The 14,138-nt window shown below is 60.0% G+C and carries 16 protein-coding genes; 10 read left to right on the top strand and 6 right to left on the bottom strand.

The genetic code is table 11. The annotated features are described in order from the left end of the window. Positions 1–64: 64 nt before the first annotated feature. Positions 65–496, bottom strand: coding sequence for a universal stress protein (locus tag TMS3_RS11030; RefSeq protein ID WP_025165339.1), 432 nt, complete (start codon positions 494–496; stop codon positions 65–67). Between the two features lie 339 nt (positions 497–835). Further along, the gene (locus tag TMS3_RS11025) at positions 836–1,738 is read right to left on the bottom strand and encodes an alpha/beta fold hydrolase (protein ID WP_025165338.1); all 903 of its coding nucleotides are present in this window, start codon (positions 1,736–1,738) and stop codon (positions 836–838) included. 203 nt (positions 1,739–1,941) lie between these two features. On the opposite strand from TMS3_RS11025, the gene trhP reads away from it, so the two are divergent. The 5 genes from trhP (at position 1,942) to TMS3_RS11000 (ending at position 6,581) form a co-directional block, all read left to right on the top strand. Further along, a complete protein-coding gene (trhP, locus tag TMS3_RS11020) occupies positions 1,942–3,315 on the top strand; it encodes a prephenate-dependent tRNA uridine(34) hydroxylase TrhP (protein ID WP_025165337.1) in 1,374 nt (457 codons plus the stop codon). Between the two features lie 180 nt (positions 3,316–3,495). After that, complete coding sequence (locus tag TMS3_RS11015; RefSeq protein ID WP_025165336.1) at positions 3,496–4,197, top strand: YebC/PmpR family DNA-binding transcriptional regulator; 702 nt, start codon at positions 3,496–3,498, stop codon at positions 4,195–4,197. A gap of 282 nt (positions 4,198–4,479) precedes the next feature. Beyond that, complete coding sequence (locus TMS3_RS11010; protein WP_200929633.1) at positions 4,480–5,295, top strand: substrate-binding periplasmic protein; 816 nt, start codon at positions 4,480–4,482, stop codon at positions 5,293–5,295. Positions 5,296–5,527: 232 nt separating this feature from the next. Further along, complete coding sequence (locus tag TMS3_RS11005) at positions 5,528–6,121, top strand: hypothetical protein (protein WP_025165334.1); 594 nt, start codon at positions 5,528–5,530, stop codon at positions 6,119–6,121. 217 nt (positions 6,122–6,338) lie between these two features. Further along, entirely contained in the window at positions 6,339–6,581 is a 243-nt protein-coding gene (locus TMS3_RS11000; RefSeq protein WP_025165333.1) for a hypothetical protein, read from the top strand. Between the two features lie 68 nt (positions 6,582–6,649). Here TMS3_RS11000 and TMS3_RS10995 read toward each other — a convergent pair whose 3' ends face one another. The 3 genes from TMS3_RS10995 to TMS3_RS10985 all read right to left on the bottom strand — a co-directional run bounded on the left by TMS3_RS10995 (position 6,650) and on the right by TMS3_RS10985 (position 9,958). Continuing rightward, positions 6,650–7,498, bottom strand: coding sequence for an FHA domain-containing protein (locus tag TMS3_RS10995; RefSeq protein WP_025165332.1), 849 nt, complete (start codon positions 7,496–7,498; stop codon positions 6,650–6,652). A gap of 119 nt (positions 7,499–7,617) precedes the next feature. After that, entirely contained in the window at positions 7,618–9,150 is a 1,533-nt protein-coding gene (locus TMS3_RS10990; RefSeq protein WP_025165331.1) for a serine/threonine-protein kinase, read from the bottom strand. A gap of 22 nt (positions 9,151–9,172) precedes the next feature. Further along, entirely contained in the window at positions 9,173–9,958 is a 786-nt protein-coding gene (locus TMS3_RS10985) for a PP2C family protein-serine/threonine phosphatase (RefSeq protein WP_025165330.1), read from the bottom strand. 350 nt (positions 9,959–10,308) lie between these two features. Between TMS3_RS10985 and TMS3_RS25755 the strand changes: the two genes are divergently transcribed. The 5 genes from TMS3_RS25755 (at position 10,309) to msrA (ending at position 13,485) form a co-directional block, all read left to right on the top strand. Then, on the top strand, positions 10,309–10,440 hold the full coding sequence (locus tag TMS3_RS25755; RefSeq protein WP_268788212.1) for a hypothetical protein: 132 nt from the start codon (positions 10,309–10,311) through the stop codon (positions 10,438–10,440). Positions 10,441–10,528: 88 nt separating this feature from the next. Next, entirely contained in the window at positions 10,529–10,939 is a 411-nt protein-coding gene (locus TMS3_RS10980; RefSeq protein WP_025165329.1) for a GNAT family N-acetyltransferase, read from the top strand. Positions 10,940–11,095: 156 nt separating this feature from the next. After that, the gene (locus TMS3_RS10975) at positions 11,096–12,145 is read left to right on the top strand and encodes a GGDEF domain-containing protein (protein ID WP_025165328.1); all 1,050 of its coding nucleotides are present in this window, start codon (positions 11,096–11,098) and stop codon (positions 12,143–12,145) included. A gap of 144 nt (positions 12,146–12,289) precedes the next feature. Further along, positions 12,290–12,814, top strand: a complete 525-nt coding sequence (msrB, locus tag TMS3_RS10970; RefSeq protein WP_025165327.1) for a peptide-methionine (R)-S-oxide reductase MsrB — start codon at positions 12,290–12,292, stop codon at positions 12,812–12,814. Positions 12,815–12,816: 2 nt separating this feature from the next. Beyond that, positions 12,817–13,485: a peptide-methionine (S)-S-oxide reductase MsrA gene (msrA, locus tag TMS3_RS10965; RefSeq protein ID WP_025165326.1), complete on the top strand. Its 669-nt coding sequence runs from the start codon at positions 12,817–12,819 to the stop codon at positions 13,483–13,485. Between the two features lie 134 nt (positions 13,486–13,619). On the opposite strand, the gene TMS3_RS10960 is transcribed toward msrA, so the two are convergent. After that, positions 13,620–14,108 (bottom strand): GlcG/HbpS family heme-binding protein, encoded by a 489-nt coding sequence (locus tag TMS3_RS10960; RefSeq protein WP_025165325.1) that lies wholly within the window; start codon positions 14,106–14,108, stop codon positions 13,620–13,622. Between the last annotated feature and the right edge of the window lie 30 nt (positions 14,109–14,138).

The following is a 14,138-nucleotide window of genomic DNA, read 5'->3' as shown; positions in this document are numbered from 1 at the left end:
CCCTTTGGCCTGGCCCGCGCTGTCGCGAGACGAACCAGTCAAGAACCTGAAGCCGGTTGGCCGTTTACTTCACCAGCAGCACCGGCACCGGCACCTCGTGGATGACCCGGTTGGCCACCGAGCCCAGTAGCAGGCCACTGAAGGTCCCCAGGCCGCGAGTGCCCATCACCACGGTGTCACACTGCAGCTGCTTGACTGCGTCGCTCACCCGCTCGGCCACGTTGCCGAGTGCGGCGTGGGTCTTGTGGGCTATACCCGCTTCCTGCAACTCGTCGGCCGGCCATTCGAGTGCCTGGGCCGCTGTTGCCAGCAGTGACTGCTGCATTTGCTCGATGAGCTCGCCGCTCACATGCTCGCCATACAGCGAGGGTTCACGCTGCACGTTGATCAGGTGTACCTCCAGCGTTGCGGCATGAATCTGGGCAAACTCGATGATGTACTCCACGGCACGTTTCGAGCTTTCCGAACCATCGAATGCAAGCAATATTCTGCGCATCACCTGTCTCCTCCGCTCACCCACGACAAGCATAGACCGCGCATTGACCCTCCACCTGACACTCCCTACAGATGCCGAGTGCCAGGTATAACAGCTAGATGGGTTACTCAGGTCGCGGCCCGAACGCTGTATCGCCAGAGATATTCCGGCGGTCCAGGTGCGCAAAGGAGATGGGTCATTGGCAGCCCGAACCAGGCGGCGTCCATCTGCGCTATTGGCATGGTGACCTGGTGGCTGGGGGCTCGACGACGGTTGGGGTCCGTCGGCCTGGCCACTGCGTCGCCAGAAGCGGAGTTGCCAAGTCGAGCGGCCAGCGAGCGGTTTGCGGACTACTGCCGCCTACTGATTAGACGATAAGTGCGTCTGAGGCTGCCCAAACAACTGGTCGTAAAACGCCAGCATGGGCAGCAATAGCGCTTGTGGATCATCTTCTGGCAGGAAGTGCCCGCAGCGGTCGATACGATGCAGTTCGGCGTCGGGCAAAGCGCCTTTCAAGCGGGCAAAGGTTTCGGCGATTTCCGGCAAGATTCTGTCGTTCTGCGCATAGATCATGCAGACGGGCTTATCGACGGATTCCATGTGCTGGCCAACCGCTTTGAAACCCGACAGGTGCAAGCGGTGCGCCGTGCGCAGCAGCGCCAGCCTGTCGCCATCGGTTTTGAAGGGAGCCTGGTAATGCGCCAGCACCGCGTCGGTCAGTCGGGCCCTGTTGTACAACCCCAGGCTCATGCTGAATTTTATCCCCTGCGGGCCGCTCAACCAGCGCCGCACCCCGGGCATCAGGGTCATCAGCACGAACAGTTTTACCGCCCAGGAAAACTGCGCATAGACCACGGTATCCAGCAGCACATAGCTGGCCACGGTCTCTGCATGCTGGCTAGCCCACCACAGAGCGATCGGCCCACCAAGGTCGTGAACCACCAAGTGAACGGTTTTAACCTGGAGCTGATCCAGCAACGCCTGGATGATTTCGCTGTGATAGCGAAAGCTATAACGCGCATCAGGCTTTTTGTCGGACTGACCAAAGCCCGGCAAGTCGATGGCGATAACCCGCTTATGCCTGGCCAACGGCAGCATGAGGTGGCGGTAGAGATAGGACGAGGTCGGCCAGCCGTGCACCAGCAAGATGATCTCGTCGCTGGGTTTATCGGCGCCTGCTTCCAGGTAGTGAATCGTGAAGTCCTGAGCCTGTAGGTGTACCTGCCTGGAGTCGATGCCGGCTGCCAAGGTTTCCGTATTCATAAATGCCTCCCTGATAAGTGCCCCATTTATCCCGGCTCAGCAGATCCATGCCATGCCTGTCGATGCTTGCCGGCCACTGAATTGAAGCCATTGTGCATGCCGCCAACGACGAACCCAGGAGGCATTGACGACAATCAATATCGCGGGTGCGACAGCGACCTAGAATCCCGCGTTTGTCGTACAGCGTTCGAGAGTCAGCCGCCATGTCCATCCCTTTCAAGCCCGAATTGCTGTCCCCCGCCGGCAGCCTGAAAAATATGCGCTATGCCTTCGCCTATGGCGCCGACGCGGTGTACGCCGGTCAGCCGCGCTACAGCTTGCGGGTGCGTAACAACGAGTTCGATCACGCCAACCTGGCGGTGGGCATCGCCGAGGCGCATGCCCAAGGCAAGCAGTTCTACGTGGTGGTGAATATCGCGCCGCACAACGCCAAGCTGAAGACCTTTCTCAAGGACCTGCAGCCGGTAGTGGCCATGGGGCCGGATGCGCTGATCATGTCCGATCCCGGTTTGATCATGCTGGTGCGCGAGCACTTCACACAGCTGCCCATTCACCTGTCGGTGCAGGCCAACGCGGTGAACTGGGCCAGCGTCGAGTTCTGGCGCCAGCAAGGTTTGAGCCGCGCCATTCTCTCGCGCGAGTTGTCGCTGGAGGAAATCGGCGAGATCCGCGAAAAAGTCCCGAACATGCAACTCGAGGTGTTCGTCCATGGCGCCCTGTGCATGGCCTATTCCGGGCGCTGTCTGCTATCGGGCTATATCAACAAACGCGATCCCAACCAGGGCAGTTGCACCAATGCCTGCCGCTGGCAATACCAAGCCCATGCAGGGCAAGAGAACCAACTGGGCGACATTATCCGATGTACCCCAGCCGAACACGCGGCGCCGGGCGGCGCGCCACTGATCGAGCCAACCTTGGGCTGCGGTGCGCCAACCGACCAGCTGTTTCTGCTGGAAGACACCAGCCGCCCCGGTGAGCTGATGTCGGCTTACGAGGACGAACACGGCACCTACATCATGAACTCCAAGGACCTGCGGGCCGTGCAGCACGTCGAGCGTCTGGTGCAGATGGGCGTGCACTCGCTCAAGATCGAGGGTCGCACCAAGAGTCATTATTACTGCGCCCGCACCGCCCAGGTGTACCGCAAGGCAATCGACGATGCAGTGGCCGGGCGGGCATTCGATAGATCGCTGATGGACACCCTCGAGGGATTGGCCCATCGCGGCTACACCGAGGGTTTTCTGCGCCGTCACGTGCATGACGAATACCAGAACTACCAGCAGGGTTTCTCAGTTTCCGAGCAGCAGCAGTTTGTCGCCGAGCTGACCGGCGAGCGAGCCAACGGTCTGGCCGAGGTCAAGATCAAGAACCGTTTCGCCCTGGGTGACTATTTGGAACTGATGACTCCGCAGGGCAATCTGCACTTCACACTCGACGCGCTGGAGAAACGCAACGGCGAGGGCGTCGAAGTGGCGCCCGGCGACGGCCACACCCTGTACCTACCGCTGCCGGAAGACCTCGACCTGCGCTACGGCTTGCTGATGCGCAACCTGAAGGGCGCGGTCATACCCGGCTGAGATGCGACACGCCAGTTGCGCCCATCTGATTTGAGGGGTGCCAGCAACGCTGGAGCGGGCTAGAATCTGCGCTCTAATCGATAGGTCTGAATATCGGCGAGCGGTCACTTGGTTGACCAGGAACGGCCGATTCACCCGATGACCTCCTCTCCTTCATCCGCACAGTTCAAGAGAGTTCCCATGGGCGCACAGTGGAAAGCCAAACCGAAAGAAGCCGCCGCCAACGCCAGAGGCAAGATTTTCGGCCGACTGGTGAAAGAGATCATGATCGCCGCACGTAACGGCGCCGACCCGGATATGAACCCCAAGCTGCGCCTGGCCGTGCATCAGGCGAAAAAAGCCTCGATGCCCAAGGACACGCTGGAGCGGGCGATCAAGAAAGGCGCCGGCTTGCTGGGTGAAACCGTCAACTTCGAGCGCACCACCTATGAAGGCTTTGCCCCGCACCAGGTGCCAGTGATCATCGAATGCCTCACCGACAACGTCAATCGCACCGTGGCCGAGATCCGCGTCCTGTTCCGCAAGGGTCAGATGGGCGCCTCCGGCTCCGTCACCTGGGACTTTGACCATGTCGGCCTGATCGAGGCCGCGCCCGAAGACGGCGCCGATGCCGAGTTGGCCGCCATCGAAGCCGGCGCCCAGGACTTCGAGCCATCCGATGAAGGCAACAGCCTGTTTATCACCGAACCGACCGATCTGGACGCGGTATGCCGCGCCCTGCCCGAGCACGGTTTCACCGTGCAATCGGCGCATCTGGGCTACCGTCCGAAGAACCCGGTGGCGACGCTAACGGCCGCGGAACTGGAAGAAGTCGAGGCATTTCTGGAAGCCATCGACGCCCACGACGACGTGCAGAACGTCTATGTCGGGCTGACGGGTTAACCACGCAACGCACAGAGGCCTGACGCTCGCCTGCGTGGCGCTGGCATAAAGACCAGGATGCCCGCCGCGCGCAGAGCTTCAGGCCGTGGCAGCGCCCAGCATCGCCAGCGCGGCAAAGGGCTGTAATACTGCCTGCCGATTCAGACCAGGGACTGCCGGGGGGAAGCGTTGAAGGCACAGGGACTAGGCAGGCACAGAAAGACCGCTCAACTCGCGGGTACCTGGCTACTCCTGCTGCTGGTCGCTTGCGCTGCTCCGCCTTTACTGGCCGAATCACAGGTGGTGCGCTACCCCCGCTCTTTCAGCGGCTACGAGTACCGCGACAGCTACGTCCTGGAACTACTGCAACTGGCGCTGGCCAAGGCCGGCAGCAAGCAGACGCTGCAGCCCTCGGCACACAGCATGGAGCAACAGCGCGCCCTGACCGAGCTGGAGCATAATCACGGCGTGGATGTGGTCTGGTCGATGACCAGCGCAGAACGTGAAGCCCGTCTGTTGCCCGTGCGCATCGGTATCGACAAGGGGCTCATGGGCTGGCGCATTGCACTGTTGCCAAAGAGCCAGCAGCGCCGACTCAAGGACGTCCACAGTCTGGCCGACCTGCACCAGCTGCGCGCCGGTCAGGGGCATGACTGGCCCGACCGGAAAATTCTCGAATATAACGGTCTGCCTGTCGTCCCCAGCTCCAGTTACGAGAGCCTGTTCCGCATGCTGACGGCGGGCCGTTTCGACTATTTCCCCCGCTCACTGCTGGAAATCTGGGACGAAGTCGACAGCCAACCGCCACTCGAGCTGGTGGTCGATCCCTACCTGGTCCTGCACTACCCCACCGCTTCGTATTTCTTCGTCTCGCGGCATAATCCGCAGTTAGCCGAAACCCTGCGCCAGGGGCTGGAACGCGCCCTGCTCGACGGCTCGTTCGACCAACTGTTCATGCGCCATTACGGTGAAAGCCTGCGCCAGGCCAAGCTGTCGCAGCGCCGCATCCTTGAACTGGACAACCCGTTGCTGCCCGTAGGCACCCCACTCACGCGGCGCGAGCTATGGCTGAGTCGCGAAGATCTGTTACAGCTCGACCAGCCGCTAACGCCCGAATAACCCTGCCGTGACCGCCACGCTCCTCGGCTGCGACAATTCCCGGCTGACGTCGGCATACGGCGGCTGGAGTTGGCCCTCGGACCAAACACTGGCACGGTTAAACCCGCATTTCATGCAACACAGAGCGTGGCTCCGATCACCCTCTGCAGTGGACGAAGCGGTTAGAATGGCCGGCTATTGTGCTGGGACGCACGAAGAGTACCCATGGACGCCGTCACACAGGAGTTTCACCTTGCATAAGCTACTCACCCTGACCGCCTGCTTGCTGCTGGGCGCCTGCGCCAGCGACTCGCACTCGCCTCAAGAGCAATCCGCCAGGGCCGGCGGCGGCTCGATTGCCAAGAGCAACCTCGAAGCCATCCACAATGTCCGCCCTATTCCGTTGCCGGCGAAGTGGTCGATCACCGCCGACGAACCGCGCATGGACTTTGGCGCGGCGATTTCCAACTACCGGGTGTTCTCGCTGCAACTGAAAAAGGGCGAACGCTATACCCTGAACCTCAGCACGCCCTGCAACAAAGCGTGCCTGGGCGTCAGCAAATTCGCCCTCAAACCGCGCGCGCTGCTGCTCGATAGCTATGGTTCGGTCATCGCCAACACACCGTCGCGCGCCTCGACGATGGTCGGCCAGACGAGTCTGGGCTGGGATGGTGAGGCGCCGGAAGATGGCATCTATTACCTGCTGGTGGCCGCCGACCACGAAGACATCGGCAAGACCATCGTAATCGATGACGTCTGGGTGAATAACTCGCCGCTGATGGCTATCCCTCTCGAGGGGAATGCCGCATCCATTGGCCTGAACACTGCCCTCCCCACCCAGCTCTAGGACTGCGCAGCGCCCCACCGTTTGCCACGGCCGGGGCGGCGTGCGACACATCACCTATCACTCAGCCACAACGCAGCCCAGCAGATGATCCTGGACATCTGGGTACGCTATACGGCTGAGCGCGATACTCACTATCGAAGCAGATGATTTCTACCAGGACCTGGCCCTGCATACCCTGTCACCTATTGTGTTGAAGCCGTATCCGACAGGTGCCCCGATGAAATCCCTCCTCACCCTCTCGCTCAGTATGCTGCTGCTCGGCGGCTGCGCCACCCAGCCCGATCCTGCGGAGCGTCCGTACAGCGACGCGGAGATCAAGCAATTCTCCCTGGAACTGCTCAGTCGTAGCGGTCTGCCCTACGAGGATTACGAGCGGATAAGACGCGCGCTGACAGCCCCTTCACACCGGATGTCTAACGCGATCAAGGACAGCCAGCCTGACAGTGCGAAACGAGGCTAAAGGCTGAACCCCCCTCCCTTGGCGATCAGCGCAGTCGGCATGCCCAACCTCGGCAGATTTGACCTGGATCAGAGCAAGGACTTGAGCGCCAAGGTCGCCGCCACCCCGGCCAGTAAAAACGCCACTGTCCCGAGTAGCCGCTTGTTTAATTCGGGTTTTGCCGGCGTGGCTGGCGCTGAAGCGAGCTGGACGGCAGCACGTAGCGGGTTGCTGGTCCCCGCATGGCTGACCTGGGGTTTGCTTTTTACCGGCTTGGGCAGATCGATGGCGCGCATGAAGACAGTCGCATCCTCATCCTCGGCTTGCGCGACTGCGATCTTGGGGCCGATCACCAACAAGGTCACCGTTCCCATTTTAAGTTGATCACCTGGCTGCAAGACGGCCGTACTGACTTTCTGCTGATTGACCAGCACGCCGTTGGCCGAGGCCAGATCCTTAACCTCCAGCACATCATCCTTGAGGAAGAACTCACAATGTCGACGCGACAGCTCCATGTCGCTAAAACACAGCTCGCACTTGGACGAACGACCAAACGTCATCGAGCCATTGACGTGGAATTTCTTGCCCTCATGCTCGCCCTTGACCACTTGCAAGAACCAGCGCGCATTGGTCCCGGTTTTCGCCTTGCTCTTGGCGGGGTCTACGAACAACAACTCCACTGCGCCCATACGCACGCAGTCGTTGCTGCGGATCTGGTAACGCGCGGTAATACGCTCGTCGTTCACAAAGGTACCCACCTGACTGCCGCAGTCGGTGAGATAGTAGTAACCGTGATCCTGGCGAATTTCCGCATGAAAAGGGCAAATACCGGCATCGGCCAGCACCAGGTTGTTACGGCTGTCCTGACCGATGGTCAGACGCTCGTCGACCAGCCAGATCGGCGCTTGGCGATTGTCGCTGAAATGAATCCTGAGCATGTTCGGTGTTTACCCTGGGTAAGTGACGCAAAGCCAATAAAGCGCGACCCGTTAACGCATGCCACTGTCACTCGATGCCGGCGCTGGTCACTGTCACCAGGCTACGAGTCTCACCACACTCACTTGTTGAAGATGTTGTTCCACAGCCGCTTGATCGGGTTCTGTGTACCTTGTTGTTGCGAACTCGTTGCTCGCGCAGCGGGTTTGCTGGCCGGCGCTCGCGGCGCCTGGGCCAACTGAACGCGGCGCTCATGAGCATCATAGAGTTTTAGCAGGGTTTCATTGGCCGGCTCCACTTCCAGCCCCTGTTTGATGTATTCCAGGGCCATTCTGTACTCACGTCGCGCATAGGCACGCTTGCTCTGCTCGATGAAACGCTGTGCCACGCGGTTCATACCCGCTTGGGCCAGTAGGTTGTCCGGCTGCAAGGCCAGCACTTGGCGAAAATAAAAGGTCGCGCTGTCATCTTCAGGCAACAGCAGTCGATCCTCCACAATCCGCTGCTCGGCGCGGGACAGATAGTCGTCGATTCGCGCCACTAATACCCGGCGCAAACCCTCCTGAGCATGGGCGTTGTCTTGATCGAGCAACAGGGCCTGACGGAAATAGTAGTCGGCATTATTCTGTGGCGGCTCAAGCAGTTTGCCTTCGCCCAAGCGCTGTTCGGCTTGAGCGATAAAGTCGGCGATTTGCATCTGCTGATAACCGTAATAGCCGGCCCATCCAGCCCCACTCAACATTAGGACACCAAGCAGCGCCCAGGGCAGAATTTTGCTTCGTGCGCTCGCCCCCTTGCGCGCATGAGCCTGGTCCAACTTGATTCCAGGAGCGATGCGGGTGCTATCCGGGTCGAACTCCTGCAACTCGTCCAGACTGGCGAGCAGTACCCGGCAGTCGGCAAAGCGCTCGTCCGGGTTCTTGGCCAGCATGCGCTCGAGCAACCACTGGTAGCTCTGCAGATGTTCCGGCAGGCTGGGTAGTTCCATCTGCACATGATTCATCACGGTCTGGGTGTAGTTATCGCCGCGATACGGGTTACTGCCCGTGAGCATCTCCAGCAGGATCACGCCGAGGCTGTAAATGTCACAACGGGCATCCAGCGGCTGACACTGGGCTTGCTCTGGACTGCTGTAAGCCGGACTGCCAACTGCGATACCGAACTGAGTGAGGTCGTGATCCAGCGTCACTTCCTTGGCCACGCCAAAGTCGCTGATCACCGCGGTGCCGTCATCGCGAAAGAGGATGTTGGCTGGTTTGATGTCGCGGTGCACCAAGCCATTGTCATGTACCACGGCCAGACCGCTGGCTACCTGACGGACTACCTGCAGCGCCCGTTGCGGCGTGAAGACCTCGCCCTTGTGCTGCGCCAGGTCGCCGCCAGAGACGAACTCCATCGCCAGGTAATAGCGGCCGTCGGCGAGCTTGTCGATGTCATGAATGGTGATGATCGACGGGTGATGCAGGCCTGCCACTATGTGGCCTTCTTTTATGAAGCGCTGACTGAACGCCTGATCATGGGCACTGAGCAACACTTTCACTGCGACCTTGCGGTGCAACGAGAGCTGGGTAGCCAGGTAAACCTCGGCCATCCCACCCTTTCCCAGGCGGCCATGCATGTCGTAGCCAGGAATCTCAATCAGGTCTTCATTCATCTGGGTCAAACACACCAAGTAATTACTTCGTTAAAGGTTTGAATAACTTACTGAGGAACCCGCGAGGCTGTGCCGCAGCCACCGGCTCCGCCGCGTCGCGCCCGAGTACGATGCAAGAGATATTGTCACGACCACCCAGTTGATTAGCCAGAGTAATCAGCTGCTCTACCAGTTCGTCGAGGTTGCTGGCACCCGCGCACACTTGCTGGATTTGCAGATCGGTCAGCTCTCCGGTCAGCCCGTCGCTGCACAGCAACAGCAGCTCATGCGCCCCTAGACTGCCCTGCACCAGTCCGACTTCGAGGACCTGATCGTCGCGGCCCAGACACTGGAATATGACATTACGCTGCGGATGGTCGCGCGCTTCTTCGATGCTCATTTCGCCGACATCAATCATCGACTGTACCCAGCTGTGATCTCGGCTCAAGCCGCTGATGCTGTCGGTATCGATTCGATAGGCGCGACTGTCGCCCACCCAGGCGATCTGAAAATCGGCCCCGGTGAAACGCACAGCGACCAGGGTTGTGCCCATCCCGCGACACTCGGCATCGGCTTCGGCAGCCTCAAGGACGGCGCAATTGGCCGCATGCACAGCGCCAAGCAGATCCTGTCCTTCTGCACAGGCGCTGCGCAGCGCTTGCAGAGCCAGGGCACTGGCCACCTCACCGCGCCGGTGCCCACCCATACCATCGGCGACTGCCCATAAATTCAGCTCAGGGCAGCACAACACGGCATCTTCGTTGTGCCCTCGTACCTGGCCAACGGCAGTCTGCGCCGCGTAAACCAGGGTTTGTTCAATCAACGCCATCGGCCTGCCTACTTCTTAACAATCTGGAGGGCTGCGTGACATACAGCGTAGAAGCGCTTGCCACAGCGCGCATGAGGAGTTTCGGGTTCGGCGCAGCCATCGAGCACCGCGCCCCCTATGAGCAGTTATTCAACCCCGATTAATCATAAGCATAGGTAACCCTCTGCAACCATGGCGGTTATCACAGCGCGATAAAAATCTAGCATGCAGGTTTTATCGCTCAGCTACTCTTAGAAGAGCGTATCGACTTTTGATCCATGCAGGCTCATGCAGCTTGGGAGGTGGGAATGCCCCGGAAAACCTTTCGATGACCGCATTCTTCAACTGTGAATTAGACAGAGGTGAAGATCATGAGCAAAGGTATGAATTCAAAGAAACAGGCAAAGAAAAAGCCCCTGATGACCGCCCATGAAAAGCGCATGGCGAAAAAGGGCAAAGCCACCAGTAAAACCATTCTCGGGAGCCACTCCGCAGACGCCTGATTCATTCGTCCAGCACAGGCCCTACGCCTGCTGCTGGACATTCATCCCGCACACTCCCACCGCAACGACGATACCCGGCCCCATACCCATGCACGACCTGCACTACCGCGCGCTCCCCGCGCCACTCAAGCCGCTGGCTGACAAGTTTTACCGCAGCCATCGTTCCCAGATGCGAACCCGCCATGAGGATCAGGTGTGGGTTGCACAAGACTCCGAGATTGTCGCCGCGCTGTGCCTGCGACCCGTTGCTCAGGGGCATTGGCTGACAGGCCTGTTCGTGGCACCTGCACAGCGCCAGCGAGGGCTGGCAAGTCAACTGATCGAGCTGGCGCTGACGCACACAGCAGGTGCAATCTGGCTGTTCTGCCATCCTGAATTGGGTCCGTTCTATAGGCGCCTGGACTTTATGCCCTGCGCCAACCTGCCCCCAGCTCTGCATGAACGATTATTGCGTTATCAGCGCAGCAAAGCCTTGATTGCCTTGGAGCGCTGCAATTAAAGCCGGCAACCCTCTTACCCAACCGGATGAATAGCCTCGCGCCACAGGCACTATTCGCTGATCTGGCTAAAATACTGGCACTTTGCCCTGCTTTGACCCTTGCCAGGCACTGTCTAAGCTCTGCATTCTTAGCCCAAACAATCACAAGAGTCAGCCATGGCTATGCAACACTGGCGACTGCTCAAGCGGCTGCGTCGAGACTTCCAGCTCTCCATCATCACCTTGATGGGCCTGTTCGGCATACTGGGCATCTCACCCTATGCCGTGTATCGCTTGGCGGAAGGCAATTACCTGGTCGCTGCAGCCGACACCATCATCGTGCTATCGACCCTGTTCGCGGTGCTTTATGCCTGGCGCACTGGCGACACGATCAAGCCGGGTATCTACCTGGCGGGTATTTTTTCCGTAGGCGCGACGCTGATCGTCATCAACCTCGGGGTTAACGGTCTGTTCTGGATCTACCCGCTGATCCTCTTCAACTTCTTCATGGTCTCACCGGGCAGAGCCTGGGTGATCACGGCGCTGGTCCTGACCGCACTGGTCGCCCATGCCCTGCTCGTCCCGGGCACGGTGTTCGACAGTCACTATCAGATGGTGTCGTTCCTGGTCACCAGTATGATGGCCAGCGCTCTGACGTTTATCTTCGCCTACCGCACCCGCAGCCAGCGCGACCAGTTACAGACCCTGGCGAGCCACGATCCACTGACCGGCGCACGCAATCGTCGGGCAATGAATGAAGAACTGAAAATAGCGGTATCCACTCATCGCCGCCACGGCAACAGCTACGGCGTGTTGGTCATGGACCTGGATCATTTCAAACAGGTCAACGATAACTATGGCCACCAGGCCGGCGACCAGGTGCTGGTGGAGTTCGTCGAGCTGATCAAGGAGTCTTCGCGCCAGGAGGACCGTTTGTTTCGCTTTGGCGGAGAAGAATTCCTGCTACTCCTGCCCAATACCACCAATCCAGGCCTGCTGGCAGCCGCGAACCAGTTGCAACAGCAGATCGCAACAAACCTGCAAGGGCCTGGCGGGCCGGTGACGGTCTCCATCGGCGGCGCCATTTTACGCAGTGGCGAACAATGGGGCAGCTGGCTGCACCGCGCCGATCAGTGCCTGTATCAAGCCAAGAGTGCCGGACGCAACCGCAGCATCATCGATGAAACGCCGCAGAAGCTGAGCGAACAGCCGGTGAGCAATAGCTGAAAGATCCTGCCTGGGCCTCTGGACTCCGTCGCCATTTACCGAGCAGAAAGCAGACTCATCATAGATTGCTACGCAAATACCTCCCCCTGTAACAAGACGGGCTTAGTCGTGTCTACTGAGTACATCCACACCTAGAGACCGGTCATGAAACGACGCTCCTTGCTCCAAGGCATGGCCCTGCTGCCGGCCCTGCCACTCCTAGGCAGCTATGCCCCTCTCAGCCTGGCCGAATCGTCCGCAAGCAGCACGCCGATCACGCCACTGGACAAACCCCACAGTGCCTGGCGCGAGCTGCTGCCACCTGCCGCCTATGCGGTATTGTTCGAAGAAGACACTGAACGCGCTGGCAGCAGCCCACTGAATCAGGAGAAACGCGCCGGCACCTTCATCTGCGCCGCCTGTTACTTGCCACTGTTCGAGAGCCAGCACAAGTACGAGAGCGGCACCGGCTGGCCGAGTTTCACCCAACCGATTGCCGGGCACACTGGTTTCAAGCGTGATTTCAAATTGATTTTCCCGCGCACCGAGTACCACTGTGCACGCTGTGGCGGCCACCAGGGTCATCTGTTCGACGACGGCCCACAGCCACGCGGCGAGCGCTGGTGCAACAACGGTTTGGCACTGCGCTTCATCCCTCAGGGCGAAGCCTTGCCCGCCCTCAGGAGCTGAAAATGACCGCTATTGCATTCAACTGGCTCACTCGCGGGCCTCTGCTGGCGGCGCCCCTGTTGCTGGCTGCACTGTTGGCGGCTTGCGGGCAGACTTCGGCCCAGACCCCAGAAGCCTCCGTCAGCCCACCGAGCAACAGCGCCACACAAGGCGTGGCCGTCTTCGCCGGCGGTTGTTTCTGGTGTACCGAGGCGGATTTCGACAAGGTTCCCGGCGTGGTCTCGACCACCTCGGGTTACATCGGCGGAAACGTTGCCAACCCAACCTACCAGCAGGTGTCTGCCGGTGCCACCGGCCATACCGAAGCGGTCCAGGTGCAGTACGATCCGGCTAAAACCAGCTACGCCAAGCTGCTGGAAGCCTTCTGGCCGACCATCGATCCGGTCACCGCCAACGCACAATTCTGTGACCACGGGTCGCAATACCGCAGTGCGATTTTCTACGGCAATGCCGACGAGAAAGCACTCGCCGAAGCTTCGAAAGCCACCCTGCAAGCCTCCGGGCGTCTCAAGCAGCCCATCGTCACCGAGATCCTGCCGGCCAGCACCTTCTATCCGGCCGAGGATTATCACCAGAACTATTACCAGAAGAATCCGCTGCGCTATGCCTATTACCGCAGAGGCTGTGGCCGCGATGCTCGGCTTGAGCAACTGTGGGGGAAAAAAGGCTAGGCCGCACTGGCAAGCGCGGACAATAGTCCTTTAGCTGACCCGCCCGCCCCTCGCTGCAGCGGCAACTGCCGATGCAGCGAGGGGCGGCTTGGGTTAAGCATCCGGCAAGCCCAGCATGCTGATACCCGCAGCCCTTACTTGAGCTGGCTCTTGACGTTCTCCAGTGCGGCGCTGGCGCACTGCTCATCGAGATGACCACCTGGCGCGCCACCAATACCGACCGCACCAATCACCTCATCCCCGACCTTGATCGGCAAACCGCCGCCCAACACCAGGAAGTCGTCGATCATCGGCAGGTTTTGAGCGCCTGGGTTCTTCTGCACCATCTCGACAATGGCCGAGGTGGCGGCCTTGGTCGAAGCCGAGGTGTAAGCCTTGCGGCGGCTGGCATCGACGGTATGGGGACCGGCATTGTTCGCACGCAAGACGGCCCGCACCGAACCGGCCCGGTCGACTACCGTGGCGGTGACGTTATAGCCCTTAGCGGTGCAACTTTCGACGGCGGCGCTGACGATCTGCGCGGCGAGCTTCTGGCTCATGTTGCGCTCAGTGGCAACCTCTGCCTGAGCGGTGAAACTGAGGGCGGCGAGACTGCCCAGGGCAATGATGGCTAAGGATTTCATAAACGTTCTCCAGTTGAGTTTATCGGCCAG

It is taken from the genome of Pseudomonas taeanensis MS-3, assembly GCF_000498575.2.
GTDB classification, from domain to species: Bacteria; Pseudomonadota; Gammaproteobacteria; order Pseudomonadales; family Pseudomonadaceae; genus Aquipseudomonas; species Aquipseudomonas taeanensis.
This window is presented reverse-complemented; position numbering and strand designations above follow the sequence as displayed.